This window comes from Bacillus sp. 95MFCvi2.1 (genome assembly GCF_000374965.1).
Taxonomy (GTDB): domain Bacteria; phylum Bacillota; class Bacilli; order Bacillales; family Bacillaceae_G; genus Bacillus_A; species Bacillus_A pseudomycoides.
On the sequence record NZ_KB895692.1, the window covers coordinates 164377 to 182328 of the forward strand.

The 17952-nt window shown below is 35.0% G+C and carries 22 protein-coding genes; 9 read left to right on the forward strand and 13 right to left on the reverse strand.

The window, feature by feature from the left end; genetic code table 11:
- Nucleotides 1-13 precede the first annotated feature (13 nt).
- The 3 genes from C568_RS0106435 to C568_RS0106445 all read right to left on the reverse strand — a co-directional run bounded on the left by C568_RS0106435 (nucleotide 14) and on the right by C568_RS0106445 (nucleotide 2030).
- The gene (locus C568_RS0106435; protein WP_016113977.1) at nucleotides 14-460 is read right to left on the reverse strand and encodes a flavodoxin; all 447 of its coding nucleotides are present in this window, start codon (nucleotides 458-460) and stop codon (nucleotides 14-16) included.
- On the reverse strand, nucleotides 453-605 hold the full coding sequence (locus C568_RS34625) for a hypothetical protein (protein WP_018781028.1): 153 nt from the start codon (nucleotides 603-605) through the stop codon (nucleotides 453-455). Before C568_RS34625 ends, C568_RS0106435 begins: the two co-directional genes overlap by 8 nt.
- Before the next feature lie 246 nt (nucleotides 606-851).
- Entirely contained in the window at nucleotides 852-2030 is a 1179-nt protein-coding gene (locus tag C568_RS0106445; RefSeq protein ID WP_018781029.1) for a M20 metallopeptidase family protein, read from the reverse strand.
- 314 nt (nucleotides 2031-2344) lie between these two features.
- Between C568_RS0106445 and C568_RS0106450 the strand changes: the two genes are divergently transcribed.
- The 5 genes from C568_RS0106450 (at nucleotide 2345) to dltD (ending at nucleotide 6663) form a co-directional block, all read left to right on the forward strand.
- A complete protein-coding gene (locus tag C568_RS0106450; protein ID WP_006094128.1) occupies nucleotides 2345-2491 on the forward strand; it encodes a teichoic acid D-Ala incorporation-associated protein DltX in 147 nt (48 codons plus the stop codon).
- 12 nt (nucleotides 2492-2503) lie between these two features.
- Complete coding sequence (gene dltA / locus C568_RS0106455) at nucleotides 2504-4018, forward strand: D-alanine--poly(phosphoribitol) ligase subunit DltA (RefSeq protein WP_018781030.1); 1515 nt, start codon at nucleotides 2504-2506, stop codon at nucleotides 4016-4018.
- Nucleotides 4015-5181 (forward strand): D-alanyl-lipoteichoic acid biosynthesis protein DltB, encoded by a 1167-nt coding sequence (gene dltB / locus C568_RS0106460; protein ID WP_018781031.1) that lies wholly within the window; start codon nucleotides 4015-4017, stop codon nucleotides 5179-5181. Before dltA ends, dltB begins: the two co-directional genes overlap by 4 nt.
- 70 nt (nucleotides 5182-5251) lie before the next feature.
- A complete protein-coding gene (gene dltC, locus C568_RS0106465) occupies nucleotides 5252-5491 on the forward strand; it encodes a D-alanine--poly(phosphoribitol) ligase subunit DltC (protein ID WP_018781032.1) in 240 nt (79 codons plus the stop codon).
- Nucleotides 5488-6663: a D-alanyl-lipoteichoic acid biosynthesis protein DltD gene (gene dltD / locus C568_RS0106470; protein ID WP_018781033.1), complete on the forward strand. Its 1176-nt coding sequence runs from the start codon at nucleotides 5488-5490 to the stop codon at nucleotides 6661-6663. The genes dltC and dltD overlap by 4 nt, the downstream gene beginning before the upstream one ends.
- A gap of 17 nt (nucleotides 6664-6680) precedes the next feature.
- On the opposite strand, the gene C568_RS0106475 is transcribed toward dltD, so the two are convergent.
- Entirely contained in the window at nucleotides 6681-7778 is a 1098-nt protein-coding gene (locus tag C568_RS0106475; RefSeq protein ID WP_006094124.1) for an NAD(P)H-dependent flavin oxidoreductase, read from the reverse strand.
- A 117-nt stretch (nucleotides 7779-7895) separates the two neighbouring features.
- Here C568_RS0106475 and C568_RS0106480 point away from each other — a divergent pair, with 117 nt between their 5' ends.
- Nucleotides 7896-8804 carry a S66 peptidase family protein gene (locus C568_RS0106480; RefSeq protein WP_018781034.1) on the forward strand — a complete coding sequence of 303 codons (909 nt, stop codon included), beginning with the start codon at nucleotides 7896-7898 and terminating at the stop codon, nucleotides 8802-8804.
- Nucleotides 8805-9157: 353 nt separating this feature from the next.
- Here the strand turns inward: C568_RS0106480 and C568_RS0106485 are convergent, their stop codons facing one another.
- From C568_RS0106485 to C568_RS0106495, 3 genes are all read right to left on the reverse strand, one after another.
- Nucleotides 9158-9556, reverse strand: coding sequence for an SseB family protein (locus C568_RS0106485; RefSeq protein WP_018781035.1), 399 nt, complete (start codon nucleotides 9554-9556; stop codon nucleotides 9158-9160).
- 112 nt (nucleotides 9557-9668) lie between these two features.
- On the reverse strand, nucleotides 9669-10238 hold the full coding sequence (locus C568_RS0106490; RefSeq protein WP_018781036.1) for a cysteine hydrolase family protein: 570 nt from the start codon (nucleotides 10236-10238) through the stop codon (nucleotides 9669-9671).
- The gene (locus C568_RS0106495) at nucleotides 10238-10660 is read right to left on the reverse strand and encodes a carboxymuconolactone decarboxylase family protein (protein ID WP_018764186.1); all 423 of its coding nucleotides are present in this window, start codon (nucleotides 10658-10660) and stop codon (nucleotides 10238-10240) included. Before C568_RS0106495 ends, C568_RS0106490 begins: the two co-directional genes overlap by 1 nt.
- 126 nt (nucleotides 10661-10786) lie before the next feature.
- Here C568_RS0106495 and C568_RS0106500 point away from each other — a divergent pair, with 126 nt between their 5' ends.
- Both C568_RS0106500 and C568_RS0106505 read left to right on the forward strand, forming a co-directional pair.
- The gene (locus tag C568_RS0106500) at nucleotides 10787-11245 is read left to right on the forward strand and encodes an Lrp/AsnC family transcriptional regulator (protein ID WP_003196118.1); all 459 of its coding nucleotides are present in this window, start codon (nucleotides 10787-10789) and stop codon (nucleotides 11243-11245) included.
- A 96-nt stretch (nucleotides 11246-11341) separates the two neighbouring features.
- The gene (locus C568_RS0106505) at nucleotides 11342-11524 is read left to right on the forward strand and encodes a DUF3913 family protein (protein ID WP_003196117.1); all 183 of its coding nucleotides are present in this window, start codon (nucleotides 11342-11344) and stop codon (nucleotides 11522-11524) included.
- A gap of 59 nt (nucleotides 11525-11583) precedes the next feature.
- On the opposite strand, the gene C568_RS0106510 is transcribed toward C568_RS0106505, so the two are convergent.
- Nucleotides 11584-12597 (reverse strand): CPBP family intramembrane glutamic endopeptidase, encoded by a 1014-nt coding sequence (locus C568_RS0106510; RefSeq protein ID WP_029426983.1) that lies wholly within the window; start codon nucleotides 12595-12597, stop codon nucleotides 11584-11586.
- Nucleotides 12598-12825: 228 nt separating this feature from the next.
- On the opposite strand from C568_RS0106510, the gene C568_RS0106515 reads away from it, so the two are divergent.
- On the forward strand, nucleotides 12826-14283 hold the full coding sequence (locus C568_RS0106515) for an alanine/glycine:cation symporter family protein (RefSeq protein ID WP_018781038.1): 1458 nt from the start codon (nucleotides 12826-12828) through the stop codon (nucleotides 14281-14283).
- A gap of 30 nt (nucleotides 14284-14313) precedes the next feature.
- Here C568_RS0106515 and C568_RS0106520 read toward each other — a convergent pair whose 3' ends face one another.
- Genes C568_RS0106520 through C568_RS0106540 form a run of 5 tightly spaced genes read right to left on the reverse strand, consistent with a single transcriptional unit; the run spans nucleotide 14314 to nucleotide 17870 of the window.
- Entirely contained in the window at nucleotides 14314-15090 is a 777-nt protein-coding gene (locus C568_RS0106520; protein ID WP_003196114.1) for an ABC transporter permease, read from the reverse strand.
- Nucleotides 15090-15992: an ABC transporter ATP-binding protein gene (locus C568_RS0106525; RefSeq protein ID WP_018781039.1), complete on the reverse strand. Its 903-nt coding sequence runs from the start codon at nucleotides 15990-15992 to the stop codon at nucleotides 15090-15092. Before C568_RS0106525 ends, C568_RS0106520 begins: the two co-directional genes overlap by 1 nt.
- A 14-nt stretch (nucleotides 15993-16006) precedes the next feature.
- A complete protein-coding gene (locus tag C568_RS0106530; protein WP_018781040.1) occupies nucleotides 16007-16798 on the reverse strand; it encodes a hypothetical protein in 792 nt (263 codons plus the stop codon).
- Complete coding sequence (locus tag C568_RS0106535; protein WP_003206361.1) at nucleotides 16795-17493, reverse strand: ABC transporter ATP-binding protein; 699 nt, start codon at nucleotides 17491-17493, stop codon at nucleotides 16795-16797. Before C568_RS0106535 ends, C568_RS0106530 begins: the two co-directional genes overlap by 4 nt.
- On the reverse strand, nucleotides 17493-17870 hold the full coding sequence (locus tag C568_RS0106540; protein ID WP_018781041.1) for a GntR family transcriptional regulator: 378 nt from the start codon (nucleotides 17868-17870) through the stop codon (nucleotides 17493-17495). Before C568_RS0106540 ends, C568_RS0106535 begins: the two co-directional genes overlap by 1 nt.
- Between the last annotated feature and the right edge of the window lie 82 nt (nucleotides 17871-17952).

A 17952-nucleotide genomic window follows, 5' to 3' on the forward strand; every position in this document is an offset into this window, starting at 1 on the left:
CTCCCTCTCACCATTAAGAAAGGTGTTTTACAAATTCAGCACCAAACTGAAGACATTTCTCTACATCTTCATCTTCTGGCGTTAGTTCTACTTTTAGCCCTTCCATTACAACTTCAGCACCGCGCTCTTGTAACTTTTCTATTAAGATATCAACAGCTGCCCCGTATTTCGGATAAGCAGAATCACAAGATCCAAATACTGCTGCTTTTTTACCTGCTAAATGAATTTCTTCCATTTCGTCATAAAAATCTAAGAAATCATCAGGAAGCTCACCATCTCCCCACGTATACGCTCCTAAAATAATCCCATCATATTCCTCTAATATAGACGCTTCTGGCGTCGTCATAATATCAATCACTTCAATATCATTGCCTGTTTCACGAATCGCTCCAGCTATATGATCAGCCATCTCCTCTGTATTTCCACTCATACTTGCAAAAATCATTACAAATTTATTCAACTGAATCTCTCCCTTGATTATGTATCGCTTCTTCTTCCTTGTTTCCTTTCCTCTCCTCTACATATTCAGCACGAATTACACGCCGTTGCCATTTTATATCTTTATTTTTAATTTCCCTTTGCCTAAGGCGAAATATCTTTTTCATCTCTCCCTCATCCATTCTGCACTTGCGAATACATTGATAATAATTATCAATTTCAACTATGCTTTTAGATTAAATGAAAATGATTATCAAAGTCAATAACTATATTTTTGAAAAATAATGAAAAGGTACAAGCTTGTCCGCCAGCTATTCATATACTATAAATGAGCATAGTTCTTTCTCAGCCCTCTCTAACGGAAAGAAATAGAAGCAACTGCGATAAGCGCAGTTGCCTTTTTTTGTACTCTCTTAAGCTTTTAGTAAATTCATTGTCGCCTGTAAAAATAACTCTGCCCCATTAATTAAAGCTGATTCATCCACATCAAACTTTGGATGATGATGAGGATAACAAGTTTTGATTTTCTCATTTCCAGTTCCTAATTTAATAAAACAGCCTGGCGCTTTTTTTAAATATGCCGAGAAATCTTCCCCTCCCATCGAAGGAGCTAGCTTTACAATTCTCTCCTCTCCAAACAACTCTACCGCACTTTCTTCTACTATTTTTGTAATAAACGTATCATTGATAACCGGGTCATATCCATAGCGATATGTATACGTATACGCTGCACCATGTGCCTCTGCAATCCCCTTAGCAATTTGTTCAATCATCTCTTCCGATTCTTTCCTTAGTTTTTGATCAAAGGACCGGACTGTTCCCATTAAATATGCTGTATCAGGAATAATATTATCTGCTGTTCCCCCGTGAAATTGTGTTATGGAAACAACTCTTTGCATAAAAGCGCCTGTATTTCTAGATACAATATGTTGTAAGTTCGTAATGATTTGCGCACCAACTGCTATCGGATCTACTGTTTCTTCCGGCCTAGCAGCATGGCCACCTCTTCCTTTTACTTCAATCGTAAATACATCGGGAGCAGCCATCATAGGCCCATATACAACTCCAACCTTCCCCGTTTCTAATCCAGACATTACATGTAGGCCGATAATATAATCCACATCATCCATCACACCAGCTCTCACCATTTCCTGTCCACCACCAGGATACACTTCTTCAGCATGTTGAAATAAAAGACGAATTTCTCCTTCCCAATCCTCATTCTTATTTGCTATCGCTTCTGCTGTACCTAATAAAATAGCGGTATGTGCATCATGCCCACATGCATGCATAACCCCTGAAATAACTGATGCATATGGTTTAGACGTTTCTTCCTGAATTGGCAGGGCATCCATATCTGCACGAATTGCTATTACTTTGCCTGCCTTCTTTCCTTTTTTCTTTGCCATCACACTATACCGCGTCGGTCTTGTCACCTCGAAAGCTGAAAATGAACATAATGTATCATATATAAATTGTGAAGTTTTTTCCTCGTGGAATGATAGTTCAGGAAATTGGTGAAAATGTCTCCGCCACTTTATAATATTTTCCTCTGACACATATGTCTGCCATACCTTTTTCAAACGCTCCATTCCTGACAACCTCCTTTTCATTCTTCACATTTCTTATTTCACTGTGATTATTTAATTTCCTTGTAAGATTTTCATTTTCAAAAAATCGATTTATACACTCACAACTCATTAAAAAAAGACAAATCCATTACAAATTCATATAGAATGTAATATAATTGCTAAGTTAGGGATTTTCTTTTTTAGTATTTAGTGCTACTATCAAAAAAGAGCCTTTTTGTCTTAATTTTACCTAAAATGTGGAATTTTGTTTTTTTCACAATGATGTAGGACATGATACCTACATATAGTTACTATTTCATAAGAGAGGGAAAGACATGGAAAGATTAAAAGAGATATGGTCTCGACCACTCACACAATGGTTTGCAAAGACGGTTTATTACCTTGCAATTTTATTTGCACTACTTTGGTTGTATGGATTCCATGATACAAACACAAGTACATTTATTTACAATGAATTTTAGGGTGGGAACGTTATGAAGTTATTAGAACAAATCGAAAAGTGGGCGACAGAAACGCCTGATCAAACCGCTTTCGTTTGGCGAGATGCGAAAATTACGTACAAACAATTAAAGGAAGATTCTGATGCATTGGCGCACTGGATTTCTTCTGAGTATCCAGATGATCGTTCACCAATTATGGTTTATGGCCATATGCAACCTGAAATGATCATCAACTTTTTAGGGTGTGTGAAAGCTGGACATGCTTACATTCCTGTAGATTTATCTATTCCAGCTGATCGTGTGCTACGTATTGCTGAAAGTTCTGGTGCGAAATTACTTCTATCTCCGGTAGAAGTTGCTGTAACTGACTTACCAGTTCGCATCGTATGTGAAGACAACTTAAAAGACATTTTCTTTACTCATAAAGGGCAAACGCCAAACCCTGAGCATGCGGTAAAAGATGATGAGAACTTCTACATTATTTACACATCAGGGAGCACAGGTAACCCGAAAGGTGTGCAGATTACTTATAATTGCCTTGTTAGCTTTACAAAATGGGCTGCCCAAGATTTCAACTTACAAACAGGACAAGTATTCTTAAACCAAGCACCGTTCTCATTCGATTTATCTGTAATGGACATTTACCCATCGTTAGTAACAGGTGGTACACTTTGGGCAATCGATAAAGATATGATTGCACGTCCAAAAGACTTGTTTGCTTCTTTAGAGCAATCGGATATTCAAGTATGGACTTCCACACCATCTTTCGCAGAAATGTGTTTAATGGAAGCTTCTTTCTCTGAAAGTATGCTACCAAACATGAAAACATTCTTATTCTGCGGTGAAGTATTACCAAATGAAGTAGCTAGAAAATTAATTGAGCGCTTCCCGAAAGCAGCAATTATGAATACGTACGGTCCTACAGAAGCTACTGTTGCTGTAACAGGCATTCACGTTACACAAGAAGTTGTTGATAAATATAAATCTCTTCCTGTTGGCTACTGTAAATCAGACTGTCGCCTTCTTATTATGAAAGAAGATGGCACGATTGCACCAGATGGTGAAAAAGGTGAAATCGTAATTGTCGGTCCAAGCGTAAGCGTTGGTTATTTAGGAAGCCCTGAATTAACAGAAAAAGTATTCACAATGATTGATGGTGAGCGCGCCTACAAAACAGGTGATGCTGGCTATGTAGAAAATGGTCTTCTATTCTATAATGGTCGTCTTGATTTCCAAATTAAGCTTCACGGTTATCGAATGGAATTAGAAGAAATCGAACATCACCTTCGCGCGTGTTCTTACGTAGAAGGAGCAGTTGTTGTTCCAATTAAAAAAGGTGAAAAATACGATTATTTATTAGCGGTTGTTGTTCCTGGAGAGCATTCATTTGAAAAAGAATTCAAATTGACATCTGCAATCAAAAAAGAACTCAATGAGCGATTACCAAACTACATGATTCCACGTAAATTCATGTATCAATCTTCTATTCCAATGACACCAAATGGAAAGGTAGATCGCAAAAAATTATTGAGTGAGGTTACAGCATGACCGCATATGGATCATTTTATTTTTTCGCTATAGTGGGCATTTTATTAATACCTACTATCATAGCTGGATTAAAAGGTAAAATGTTGCGTAAATATAATGCCGTTCTAACGTTAGTAATGCTTGCACTTATTTTCTCTGACAAACCGAAGCAAGCAATGATGTTAGCAGCATTTATCATTTGGCAATACATCCTTATTAAAGGCTATTTATTATTAAGAAAACAAAATAATAATACGTCCATGTTTTACATGGCTGTTATTTTATCGATTTTGCCACTAATTCTGGCAAAAATCGCACCATTTGTACATGAATTAAAATTCATTGTATTTGCTGGTATGTCTTATGTAACATTCAGAGCAGTACAAATGGTATTTGAGATTCGTGACGGTTTAATTAAAGAATTCTCATTCTTTAATTTCTGGGAATTTGTTCTGTTCTTCCCAGCTATCTCGACTGGACCTATTGATCGTTATCGTAGATTCCAAAAAGATATTCAAAAGCCACCAAGTGCTGAAGAATATCAAAAGTTACTCTATACAGGTATTAATCGTATTTTCCAAGGTTTCCTGTATAAGTTTATTATCGCTTATTTATTGCAGAAGCATTTTGTTGATGCAGTATTTGCGAATCAAGATACCATTTTCTCTAATGCGATTTATATGTATAGTTACAGTTTATACCTATTCTTCGACTTCGCAGGTTATAGTGCATTCGTAATTGGTGTCAGTTATATGATGGGTATTAAAACACCAGAAAACTTTAATAAACCATTTATTAGTCGTAACATTAAAGATTTCTGGAACCGTTGGCACATGACCTTATCATTCTGGTTCCGTGATTTTATTTATATGCGCTTTGTCTTTTTCGCAACAAAGAAAAAGCTACTTAAAAATCGCTACACGATTTCATATATCGGTGCATTTTTAAACTTTTTCATTATGGGCGTTTGGCATATTCTAGGTGAACATGTTTACCAGTACATTATTTACGGCCTTTACCATACTGTTTTGTTTATTTCGTTTGATATTTTCGAACGAAAAAACAAGAAACATAAATTTTGGCCAAACAATAAATTCATGCATGTTCTTGCAGTAGTGATTACGTTCCATTTCGTATGTTTCGGTTTCCTAATCTTCTCTGGTCACCTTAACAGATACTTTTAATGAATAGCTTCTTTTCTTACAGCTAAGAAGTTACACATAATATATTTCGGATATAAAGGAGATTTTAAAAATGGCAGAATTTAAAGATCAAGTATTAGATATTTTAGAAGAAGTTTGTGAAAATGATATTGTAAAAGAAAATCCAGATGTACAATTATTTGAAGAAGGTATCCTTGATTCTTTCGATACAGTATCTTTATTAGTAGAATTCCAAGAACGTCTAGATATCGAAGTATCTATTTCTGATTTTGATCGTGATGAGTGGGCAACACCAAACATGATTATTAAAAAGTTGGAAGAAATCCGATGAAAAAAGCAACTTTTGGACCGATGCTCTTAGCATTGGCCCTTTTTGCTGTATTCTTACTTATTCCAACACGCTTTCTACTTCCGCTTGTCAGTGATAAGAAAGTAGAAGAGGCGGCAACTTCTCTAAAATCAGAGAAAATACAAAGTATGATTTTACAGCAAAAAATGTTAGAAGATCCGAAATACCTTCCGATGTATGGTTCATCGGAATTTGCGAGAATGGATGCTTTTCATCCATCCAATTACTTTAAGGTAAAACCTGAAGGATTCACACCATTTCTTCTTGGTCGTGGCGGAACGCAAGACCTTATCCATGTGCTAAACTTTGCATCTACAATGGATCAATTAAAAGATAAAAAAATGGTCTTTGTTCTTTCACCACAATGGTTTGTACCACAAGGCATTGATGAAACACACTTTGCACCTAACTTTTCAAAACAACAAGGCTACCATTTCATTTTTAACAATGATTTAAAGCCTGAAATGAAAAAACAAATTGCAAAACGTTTATTGAACTTTGAAATTGTAAAAAAAGAGACGTTATTAAAAACATCTTTAGAAGGCATTGTCTATGATGATACTAAACATAAGATAAAAGCAATTGCAGCGAAACCATTTGCTTATCTTTACCGTAATATTTTAGATCGCAAAGACATATTTACAGTGATGTTCGATATTAAACCGCATAAAGAACAACTTGATCCAGCATTGAAACAAATGAACTGGAATGAAGCACGTAAACACGCGGATCAAACTGGTGAATTAGAATCAAAATCAAATCAGTATGGTATCGAAGATGATTACTTCAATAGCAAAATTAAAAAGAAATTGAAGCAACGCAAAGATTACTTAAAAAATGACGCTTATGATCACTCTCCAGAATATGAAGATTTACAAATTGCGCTCGATTTATTAAAACAATCTGGTGCAAAACCACTCTTCATTTCTGTTCCTGTAAAAGGTCCTTGGTATGATTATGCTGGATTCCCGAAAGAACGACGCGAATTATACTATAAGAAAGTTCATGAGCAAATTAAACAAGCTGGCTATCCAATTGCTGACTTTTCAAACCATGAGTATGACAAATACTTCTTAAAAGATCATATGCACTTAGGCTGGAAAGGCTGGGTATACATCGACGAAGCGATCCAGCAATTTTATAAAACAAACTAATAAAAAGACCGCTTGAATTATTCAAGTGGTCTTTTTGTATATATGCTTTGTAAATTTTCTACGGTTACCTTTACTTCTCCCAACACTCGTTCAACAATTTGCTGAGCTGATTCTTTTCTTGCTAATGAAGAAGCTTGTCCAGCCCAGAGTGACATATATTCCCCTTTGTTTTGTTTTGCAGCTTCTTGACGTATTTTAGCGGTTAATACATTTTGAACTGGATACATTGGGAGCATTTCTTCTTTTTCTTCATGTTGTTCTATAAATGTATTTCGAACCCCCCTTGCATATTTTCCAGAAAATGATCTCGTTACAGTTGTACTCGTATCTGTACTATGCAGTACCGCTTTTTTATGTACATTATGTGTAATACTTTCTTCACTTGTTAAAAATGCTGTTCCCATTTGAATGCCTTCTGCACCTAGTGCCATTGCTGCAACAAGACCTTGTCCATTCATAATGCCTCCTGCCGCTACAATTGGGATATTTGATACTGCGGCTACCATTTGTGGAATTAATGCAAATGTACCGATCATAGAATCTTTTTCTTTCCCAATAAAAGTCCCGCGGTGTCCTCCAGCCTCGCTACCTTGTCCAACAATTACATCTACCTCTAATTCAGCAAGCACCTTCGCTTCTGCCACATTTGTAGCTGTTCCAATTATCTTTATGCCCTCTTTCTTCAACGATACAATTTCCTCTTGTTCTAACGTGTGAAATGCAAAGCTTATAACCGGAACTTTTTCTTCCTTTAACACGTGCAATTGTTCTTTATAACTTTTCGGAAGTTGTAATGATTGATTATACTCATCTATACCTAATTCTTTTCGTATCGGCTCTAATAAATTTCTTGCTACTTGTACTTTTTCTTCCTCAATTTGTATTTCTTTCGTAAGTAACAAATTTACTGCAAACGGTCTATCTGTTAACTCTCTTATTTTATAAATAGATTGACGAATTTGTTCCGGACTCATATAACCAGCCCCGAGCGTCCCTAGGCCGCCGCTATTACACACAGCCGCAACAAGCTCTGGTGTCGTAATTGCACCTGCCATACCAGCCTGAATAATTGGATACTTTATTTGTAATACATCATTTACTCTGCTTGTAAACATCCTTCTCCCCCTCCCTATGCCCTCTTATATCTTCTCGACTCAACAAACTTTTCCCTTCTTTTAAAAGGATCGAACTGCTTATAAACGAATATATTGAAAACGAAGGAGGAGATTTAAATGATTCAGCCAAATGTCTTACAACAAGGTGATACGGTAATGATTATTGCTCCAGCAGGCCCTCCAGTAATAGAACACGTTCTTGCAGGAAAAAAAGTATTAGAAACAATGGGCCTATCCGTAATAATTGGTCAAAGTGTTTACGAGAAATACGGCTATCTAGCTGGAAATGATGCAATCCGCCTTCAGGATTTACATGAATCTTTTTCCAATCCTGAAGTGCAAGCCGTTTTTTGCGCAAGAGGTGGATACGGAAGTGGTCGTCTCCTTCCTCATATTCAATATGAACTCATTCGAAACAACCCGAAGATTTTTTGGGGATATAGTGATATTACTGCTTTACATATTGCCTTTTCACAATATGTAGGACTCATTACATTCCATGGACCTATGATTGAAGAATTAGGAAAAGGAGTGAATTCTCTTTCTTCATCTTCTTTCAATCAACTATTCTATCCGTATTCAACTATTTTACCAGCAGCAGAATGCATTACCACTACATCTACTTGTACAGTTTCCGCACCATTAGTTGGAGGTAATTTAACCGTTTTAGTAAGTACACTGGGTACCCCCTATGAAATCTATACAGCGAATAAAATTGTATTACTTGAAGATATTGAAGAAGAACCGTATCGTATTGATCGCATGTTCAATCAATTACATTTAGCAGGAAAATTGAATGAATGTGCAGGAGTTGTATTCACCAGCTGCCATGATTGTATAGCCTCAAAGCAGTCTCTATCATTACAAACCATATTGTATAACTATCTCGCTCCATACAATATTCCTGTGTTATTCGGCCTTCCTATCGGGCATATACAGCCAAATGTCGGAATACCACTCGGTGTTACTGCCACAATGGACACGGAAAGAAATACACTTTCTATCCCTTCAGGTGTGAAATTTTAATCATCCTCACTGATTAAGATTTCACTTTATATTAGGTTAGAAGGAAATACTCTATATAATTTTTCATTCACAGCAAAAAAAGGAAGAGCGTGTATCGCTTTTCCTTTTTACTATATATATCCATTTTGATTTTTCAACATATAAGTCGCTGTTATGAAGAAAAAGGTGACCCGCACTTACTTTCTCTCTTTGTTTTCACTTAGCATGGGGCAGGAAGAGGGTCTGACCGCTTTTATGCATGGTCGGATGCTCTCTTCCACCTACATATTAGGTTTTATGTCGATTTTTCAATTTGTATTTATATATATTTCCTTATACCGAGTTGACTATAAGGAGTGCTGACAACAATTTTTTTACTGATAATAATTAAATATACACCCAGATGCTATATCCGCAACCTCTTCTGGAATAAACGTTTTGCTAAGCTCTGTACCAACATTCAATACCGCCGTCGCTTCTTGATCTAGATTTTCAAATAATTCTTTCCCACGTATCGTAATAAGGGGCGTTTCTTCCGGTAACACATCTTTCACAAATTCCAATTGTGTAAAGAACGGTACGATCCATCTACCCTCTCCTTGGAAATAACGCAAACGAAGTGTTCCTTCTGATGCAGAATCATCCGCCTCTATAGATCCAGCAACATAAAAATGAGTTGTTAGCAACAATTCATAAAATTCCTTTTGTTTTTGTTTATCCTCTTCTGCTAAAACGAGTACTGTTTCTATTTTCTTTACTGGAATTTGCTCCATATGCTGCCACCCCTATTTTCAAAATAATTATACTTTAATTATACGAAATATTCTTATTTTTTTCTACATAATTATTCAAATATTTTATTGAAATAGTATCAATCATTCATCGTTACAACTGAACCAATCTTACCTTCTCTAATATTTCCGATGTTGTAACGATGGTAGCGAATTCCTCATGAAGATTTACGAGGGTCATATTATGAATTTCTTCTGCACAATATTGTAAACCATCCGGCCCTTTTCGATTAAATGTAGCTGTTGCATCACTTACTAAATACGTTGAAAAGCCTAAATTTCCAGCCATCCGTGTTGTTGTTTCCACACAGTGATTCGTCGTTAACCCAACAATAATAACCGAGTTACAGTTCTTCTCTTTTAATTGCTTTTCTAAATTTGTTCCCATGAATGCACTGTTCACACACTTTTGAATAGCTATCTCCCCTTGTAATGGCTGTACTTCCTCTTTAAACTGACTTGTTTCTGCATTTGGATGAAACATCGATTCTATATTTTCTTTGTTTACATGTTGTATATGAAAAAGCGGCAAATCTCTTCGTCTCCACTCTTCTAATAAACTTTTCATATTCTCTTCTGCAAAAGGATTATTTCGCTCGCCCCAATAAGGTAGATTAAACGCTTTTTGTACATCAATAATAACAAGTGCTGACTGTTTCAGCATTATTCCTTCTCCTCTCCTGGCTGTAATTGAAATAAAAATCCAAGTTGTTGTGAAGCAGTAATAAAGCAAATATATACACAGAGCTCTACAATCTCTGCCTCACTCCAATACTGTTTCAACACATCAAACATCTTATCATCTATCGCTGAACGATTATGTACAAATACATGTGCAAAGGTTACAGCAGTACTAATCTCTTCTACCTTTTGCACATCATCTGGCTTTCCTTTTGCCATGCAATACAAACACTCATTTCCAAAAGCAAGTGTTCTACGTACTTGTTCTTTTAATTCTGCAGAAAGTGCCCCTTTTTCATATAATGTATTTTCTAATACACTCCAAGTATGTAGTATATCTGGACAATGCCCTAATAATTTTTGAAACTTTGTTTCTCCTACATCTGATAATGAAATTCTCTCCATCATTTCTCCTCCTATTCCTTTCTGTTTTATTGTAAAATAAAGTATAGCCTTTTCACATTTCATATGAATCTTTATTTATATATTTTCTTTACAAAAATTATTATTTTACTGGAGGTATAGTTACATATGCAATTAGATCGTGTAGATCGTAAAATTTTAAATGAATTATATAATGATAGTCGCCTCTCTATGCGAGAATTATCAAAACGCGTAAACTTATCCGCGCCTTCTACTGCAGAACGTGTTCGTAAGTTAGAAAATGAAGGAGTCATTCAAAAATATACAATTGATATTGATTATAAAAAAGCCGGGCTCGTCTTAGATTGTATTTTAGAAATCACCTTAAAAAATGGTGATACAACGCGCATGCAACAATTTATTCAATCGTATCCATCGGCAAGCTTTTGCTATCGCGTAACTGGAAGTCTTTGTTATATCGTTAAAATTTCTGTTCCTTCATTAGTTGAACTTGAAGAGTTTATTAATGATGTTTCTTCATATGCAACAACTGTTTCTCATATCGTATTATCGGAAGTATCCCTTACTCCTGATATCGAACATATTTTTCCAGAAGAACAAAATTAATTTTTATTCAAAATATAATAAAAAACCCCTTACAAAAAGAATAAAAATGTTTTATTATGTATTAAAATACATAAAGTTCGAGAAAGGGGCATTACATTGAAAATTTGGTTTTACGAAAAAACGATACAAGAAGATGATTTACTTGGAATTTGGGATAATGTTCCCACCATCCCTCGAATTGGGGAAAAGGTGGAAATTTTAAAAATGGTTCGTACAGTCACAGATATTAAATATGTAAAAAACGGAAACAACTTCCACGTTGAAATTGTTATCCATTAAAATAGCAGCTCTCCTCATTTATATTGGAGAGCTGCTCTTTTTCATTTCCTATACTCTTATCAGTGTTCTGCCTTTGTTATAATAATTTTTTCATTCTCTACTACAACCGTTACATAATCATTCTCTTCTAATCTCAACTGATTCACAGCCTCATCTGGCAACTCTACAGCCATAAGTTGATCCGTTAAAATGACTTGACTATACATTTTATTTTGTTGTAATGGTACAACTGCCTTATCTTCATTGATAAAACGAAGAGGTGGTACCCCCACTTCTTTTACAGTTCGCCAATTTTTACGAATAAAAGGTGCCAACCATAATAAACTGATCAGAATTACAACGAGTCCAATCCATAAATTACTTTGTCCTTGTAATTCAGCAATCGAAATGACATCATCTGTTCCTTCACCACTCGTTAATTGGATGGTAGTTGCTATACAATTATTCAACGCATGAACAGCAATATTCGTCCATATATTTTTCGTTTTTATGTAAAGAAGACACATGACAACACCAAATACAAAAGCACCGACTACATCAAAATGTCCTAAACCAAAAATAAGAGAGGACACAATTACAGCACGTTTTATCCCCCACTTAAACGTCATACGCTGTAAAAAGAAACCTCGAAAGATAACTTCCTCCATAATAGGTGCAAAAATACATGCTGAAATAAAGCTAAAGATTTTTGTATATGTGCTACTCATATCAATTACACTATCATCACTTAATACACCCATTAAGAAATCTGGAACAAGATGTGCTAATATGTAAAATTGAATAAAAGATACACCGAATGCAAAAATCATTCCCATTGCGGTTGCAACTATGATTATCTTCCAGTTTAACCGTGATGGTTTATCAAAGAAGCTAGTAAATATAACATTATTTTTTCGTGTTTTTAAATATAACCATAGTAGTGGAAATACAAAAAACACCGAAATTTGCACTGCAACATCCATGACATTTTCTGAAGCGCCCACAAAGGATAGCGGTAGCACCATTACTACTATACCCAAAATCATCCATGCAAAAAAATTCCGAAGTCGTATACGTGAAAATGCGTATTGAATAAAAAACACCCCCAAGATGATATATTTATATTTTAATATGAATATCATTAAAATTCTTCCTATTTTTCTCAGTTCGCCTTTAAATACTATACCTATTAAAATATATAATATGGAATCTATTTTGTAATTTCCTCTTTGCAAGATTTTCTGTTATAATGTTAAACGTCGCTTTTTATACCTGTTTTTTCAAAACACATTATCATGATAGGAATAAGGAGGATTACGCACATGGATTTTTTTGAAAATGTCATTACTCCGATTCATAAGTTTATTACAACAACAAACGAATATTTATGGGGTTATATTTTAATTACATTGTTAATCACTGTAGGTTGTTATTTTACAATAAGAGCTGGATTTGTTCAATTCCGTCACATTCGTGAAATGGTCCGTTTGCTAGGCGATGGCGCAAGCCCCTCTACACGTAAAGCACAAAAAGAAAAGCATGGTGTTTCTTCATTCCAAGCGTTTTGCATGAGTACAGCATCACGTGTTGGAACAGGTAACTTAGCTGGTGTAGCAATTGCTATTTCTACGGGTGGACCAGGTGCTGTCTTTTGGATGTGGCTTATCGCTATGATTGGCGGCGCATCTGCTTTCGTTGAAAGTACACTTGCACAAATTTATAAAATTAAAGACGGTAAAACATTCCGTGGTGGACCAGCATACTACATGGAAAAAGGTTTAAACAAACGCTGGATGGGTATGATTTTCTCCGTTTTAATCACAGTTAGTTTCGGTTTAGTCTTTAACGCTGTACAAGCAAATACCGTAACATCTGCATTCGATGGTGCTTTTCATATCGATCCAAAAATAGTTGGAGTTTCATTAGCTGCTCTATTATCTGTTATTATTTTTGGTGGCGTAAAACGAATCGCACGTGTTGTAGAAATGATTGTACCAGTTATGGCAATCATTTATGTTGCAGTTGCACTATTTGTTGTCGTGACAAATATTACATTGATTCCAGAAATGATAAAAGAAATTTTAGCACACGCATTTGGCATAAAAGAAATCGCGGGCGGTAGCTTTGGTGCAGCTGTTTTACTTGGTGTCAAACGTGGTTTATTCTCCAATGAAGCTGGTATGGGTAGTGCACCAAACGCAGCTGCGACTGCTAATGTAACACACCCTGTTAAACAAGGTTTTATTCAAACACTTGGTGTCTTTACAGATACATTATTAATATGCAGTTGTACTGCTTTTATTATCCTTTTATCAGACGTTCATACTGGAACAGATTTAAACGGTATTCAGTTAACACAAGAAGCGTTAAAAGCACATATTGGTCCTTGGGCTCCAATCTTTGTCGCTGTAGCAATCTTCTTGTTTGCTTTCAGTTCTCTAATCGGAAATTACTATTATGGTGAGACAAATATCGAGTTCTTAAAAGGAAGCAAAACAACACTTATGATTTACCGCATCGCTGTAATTGGTATGGTATTCCTAGGTTCTGTTGCAACCATTCAAGTTGTTTGGGATTTAGCCGACCTATTTATGGGCGTTATGGCAATCTTCAACTTAGTTACAATCATATTCTTAAGCAAATACGCATTTGCAGCATTAAAAGATTATATGAAGCAAAAAGAGGCTGGAAAAGATCCTGTCTTCTACGCCGACAGCATTCCTGGTTTAGAAAATACAGAATGCTGGGATCGTGAAAAAACAGAAGAAAAAGTTGGTTAAGAAAAATCCCCGCGAGCGGGGATTTTTCTATTATAGTACATCACGCTTTTGGAATAATGTACTTGATGCAACGAGTAATACTACAAAATAAGCAAGTACTAGCAGTAAAGATGTTGTGAAATTAAATTCTGTAAATGGTGGTTCAGCGCCGCCACTAATTAATTTGTTGCTGTCGTACATACTTAAGTTCAAATGGAAAAACACAACAAATTTCACAGTACCTTTTCCAAACATCATAAGTGCCATCTTAATTGGCCCTTGTAGGAAAAATAGGAACAATGTAATAATTAATGGCAACACAGATTTTCTAAATACATTTGCCAAGAAAAAGGCAAGTGTTGCAAAGAAGAACGGTGCAAGAAGTTGATATGAGATTGATTTAAGCAATATGCTTAACGTTAAATCTGTTTTCCCTCCGTCCATTGCAATTGCACCGATAATCATTGCAATTAACATACCAGCAAAGACAACAAATAACATTGTTAGTAATACAGAAATGTATTTAGAAAATAAAATCATAATTCTTTTTCTCGGACGAATTAATAATTGCTTAATCGTTCCTTTTTGAAACTCCTCTGTAATCGTACGAGAAGCAATCGTAATACCGAAAATTGTTGCAAATAAAATAACTAAACTAATATCTGACTTCGTAAAATCTAAATATGTTCCATTAAAATCTTTAGCTTCACCCCATTTTAATATTGCGAGGACACCTAAAATTTCTAATGCAGCAATTACACCTATTAAAATATACATACCTTTTTTTGCATGTAATTTTAGCAATTCATTTTGAATTAATTTAAACATTACGCTCTCACTCCCCCTGTAATCGCTAAGAACTCATCTTCTAACGTTTTATTTTGTACTGTAACGCCATATACAAGTACATCAGCATGCACAAGTTGTTTTACAATTTGCGGAATCTTTTCTTTCGCTACAGATGTCTCAACTACGCTCCCTTGTGCCTTACCTTTAATAATTTCATTCGCTTTCTGAATTTGATCTACCTCAAATGCCACTACAACCGTTTCACCATGCTTTGCTTGCTCATGTAAGTTATACTCTTGCACAAACTGTCCTTGCTTAATAATAACAACACGATCGCACATCAATTCAATTTCACTCAATAAATGACTCGATACGATGACAGCGATATTTTCCTCTTTCGCTAATCGTTGTAAATAATCACGAATTTGACGAATACCAGCCGGATCTAATCCGTTCGTCGGTTCATCTAAAATTAAAATTTTCGGGTTATGCAAAAGCGCTTGCGCAATCCCCAGACGTTGTTTCATTCCAAGTGAATATGTTTTCACTTTCTTATGGATAGCGTGTTCTAATTCTACAAGTTTTACAATTTCAGTAATTCGTTCTTTACTAATCGGCTTAACTGCCATATTTGCAAAATGCTTTAAATTTTGCATTCCTGTCATATAGTCATAGAGTTCCGGATTCTCGACAATCGCCCCAATTTGTTCTAACGCCTTCTCACGTTCTGTCTGAATGCTATGACCACAAATTGTAATATCGCCTTTTGTCATTGAAATCAGACCAGTCATCATCCGAATTGTCGTCGTTTTCCCACTTCCATTCGGTCCAAGAAATCCATATACTTCCCCTTCACGAACCTCAAATGAAAGACCACGAATAATTTCATTTTTCCCTATTTTTTTATGGACGTTTTCTAATTTCACTACTACGTTTCCCAATGATTGTTCCTCCTTTAGACTTCTAGTTTTTTGTCGATGATATGACTTGTTATTACCATCAATAAAAAAGTTAATAATAAACTAAAAATTAAATAAGAAATATTTGAAGCATCATTAAAATAAAAAGATGTTTCAAAAAAACCATTTTTATCTATAACTCCAACATTTTTTATCGAAAATACATATATATTTATTTTGTCTAGCATATTAGTTATAACAAACTGGATTCCACCGAAAACAACAAAGAAAATTATAAATAACATTTTATTTAATGAGGATTTCACATTAAATAGTTTTACAACTATGATTATGAAATACAGAGAAACTAATGTACTCACTAAATCTATAATCCATAAGAAGATAGAGAACAAATGGTGTAAAAGCCCATAATTGTATAACCTATTAATGGCTTGTTGTACCCCTCCATTTGCTTTATTCTCATATATATTGATAGAAAGAAGATGTAAAAAAGCAATTCCTATTAACGACAATAAAGTAAACATTATTATAAAAAATAATAAATTCGCATATATATATTTCTTTGATGGGATGGCAACATATTGAATCATAGACCCTCTTACTATTTTTCTGAAAGAAGAGATCGCCAATAAGAAGATAGAAAATGCAGTCATACAAAATAAGAATATAAATATGATTAATGCTATATCTTGTCTATTTGAAACCCTTATCCCTGAGGACCCCTTCATATTAAATAATAAAATTAATGAAATAGTAATAAATCCAAAATAAATTATCCATACCTTCTTTTTATTACAATTATATAAATATCGAAGAAGTGAACTCATTTCCTGAACACCTCCTTAAACAACTCATTTACAGCTTTTCCCCTCTGAAAACGAAGCTCTTCTACATTCTCATGCAGTACAATCTCACCATCCTTCAAAAAGATAACCTCATCAAAAATGTTTTCAATTTCGCCAATTAAATGGGTCGAAATGATGATAGTACAATCTTCACGATAGAATTGTAATATAAGTTCTAGCACATGCTCCCGTGAAACAGGGTCGATTCCGCCAAGTGGTTCATCTAATATATAAAGTTTTGCTTTTCTCGAAAATGTTAAAATCAGCTGTAGCTTTTCAACCATTCCTTTTGACAGTACTGTAATTTTTTCTTCTAGCGGTATTTTAAATTCAGCTATCGTATCAACCGCCTTTTGAATATCAAAATCTTGATAAAAGTCTCTATAGAAAAATAAAGCCTCTTTTACAGTCATCCATTCATCAAATACTGGTCTATCAGGCATAAATGAAACAATCTTTTTTGTTTCTAAACCTACTTTCTCACCTGCTATTGTGATATTTCCTTCCGAAGGGTGCTGCAAACCTGAGATCATTTTCAATAATGTTGTTTTTCCACTACCGTTATCTCCAACAAGACCAACGATTTTTCCTTCTGTAATCTCTATGTTTAGCTCACGAATCACTGCTTTTAAACCATATCGCTTCCATAAGTTCTCTATTTTTAATAGCTCTGTCATCAGTTCCCCTCCCTTTTCTCATCTAATGAAGAACGAAGAATCGAGAGAATTTCCTCTTCTGAAAATCCTAAATTATCCATGCCATTTATAAATGAATGAAGCAGTTCTTTTGCCATATCTTTGCGCAGCTCCATAATTTTCTCCCCTTCACTCGTTACATATCTCCCCATCCCTCTGCGTGTTACAACGATACCTTCTCTCTCTAGTTCTTGAAATGTACGCTGAATTGTATTTGGATTGACTTGTAACTCACTCGCTAATTCACGTACAGAGGGAATTTTGTCACCAGGTAATAAATGACCTGTTACAATTTCCTTTTTTATGTATTCCATCATCTGAATATAAATCGGTATGTTAGGAGAAAACTCAATTTTCATTTCTCCCCTCCTTTTGTCTTAGTGTACTAGTTAAATAGTACACTAAGACAAAAGGGATGTAAATACTTGTAAGTTAAAAATA

Coding starts and splice junctions, on each gene's coding strand:
- C568_RS0106490 (WP_018781036.1), bottom strand. CDS start 10,238: ATGCTGAAACAGTCAGCACTTGTTATTATTGATGTACAAAAAGCGTTT.
- dltA (WP_018781030.1), top strand. CDS start 2,504: ATGAAGTTATTAGAACAAATCGAAAAGTGGGCGACAGAAACGCCTGAT.
- dltB (WP_018781031.1), top strand. CDS start 4,015: ATGACCGCATATGGATCATTTTATTTTTTCGCTATAGTGGGCATTTTA.
- dltC (WP_018781032.1), top strand. CDS start 5,252: ATGGCAGAATTTAAAGATCAAGTATTAGATATTTTAGAAGAAGTTTGT.
- C568_RS0106515 (WP_018781038.1), top strand. CDS start 12,826: ATGGATTTTTTTGAAAATGTCATTACTCCGATTCATAAGTTTATTACA.
- C568_RS0106535 (WP_003206361.1), bottom strand. CDS start 17,493: ATGACAGAGCTATTAAAAATAGAGAACTTATGGAAGCGATATGGTTTA.
- C568_RS0106485 (WP_018781035.1), bottom strand. CDS start 9,556: ATGGAGCAAATTCCAGTAAAGAAAATAGAAACAGTACTCGTTTTAGCA.
- C568_RS0106445 (WP_018781029.1), bottom strand. CDS start 2,030: ATGGAGCGTTTGAAAAAGGTATGGCAGACATATGTGTCAGAGGAAAAT.
- C568_RS0106480 (WP_018781034.1), top strand. CDS start 7,896: ATGATTCAGCCAAATGTCTTACAACAAGGTGATACGGTAATGATTATT.
- C568_RS34625 (WP_018781028.1), bottom strand. CDS start 605: ATGAAAAAGATATTTCGCCTTAGGCAAAGGGAAATTAAAAATAAAGAT.
- dltD (WP_018781033.1), top strand. CDS start 5,488: ATGAAAAAAGCAACTTTTGGACCGATGCTCTTAGCATTGGCCCTTTTT.
- C568_RS0106475 (WP_006094124.1), bottom strand. CDS start 7,778: ATGTTTACAAGCAGAGTAAATGATGTATTACAAATAAAGTATCCAATT.
- C568_RS0106530 (WP_018781040.1), bottom strand. CDS start 16,798: ATGAGTTCACTTCTTCGATATTTATATAATTGTAATAAAAAGAAGGTA.
- C568_RS0106495 (WP_018764186.1), bottom strand. CDS start 10,660: ATGGAGAGAATTTCATTATCAGATGTAGGAGAAACAAAGTTTCAAAAA.
- C568_RS0106450 (WP_006094128.1), top strand. CDS start 2,345: ATGGAAAGATTAAAAGAGATATGGTCTCGACCACTCACACAATGGTTT.
- C568_RS0106520 (WP_003196114.1), bottom strand. CDS start 15,090: ATGTTTAAATTAATTCAAAATGAATTGCTAAAATTACATGCAAAAAAA.
- C568_RS0106500 (WP_003196118.1), top strand. CDS start 10,787: ATGCAATTAGATCGTGTAGATCGTAAAATTTTAAATGAATTATATAAT.
- C568_RS0106540 (WP_018781041.1), bottom strand. CDS start 17,870: ATGAAAATTGAGTTTTCTCCTAACATACCGATTTATATTCAGATGATG.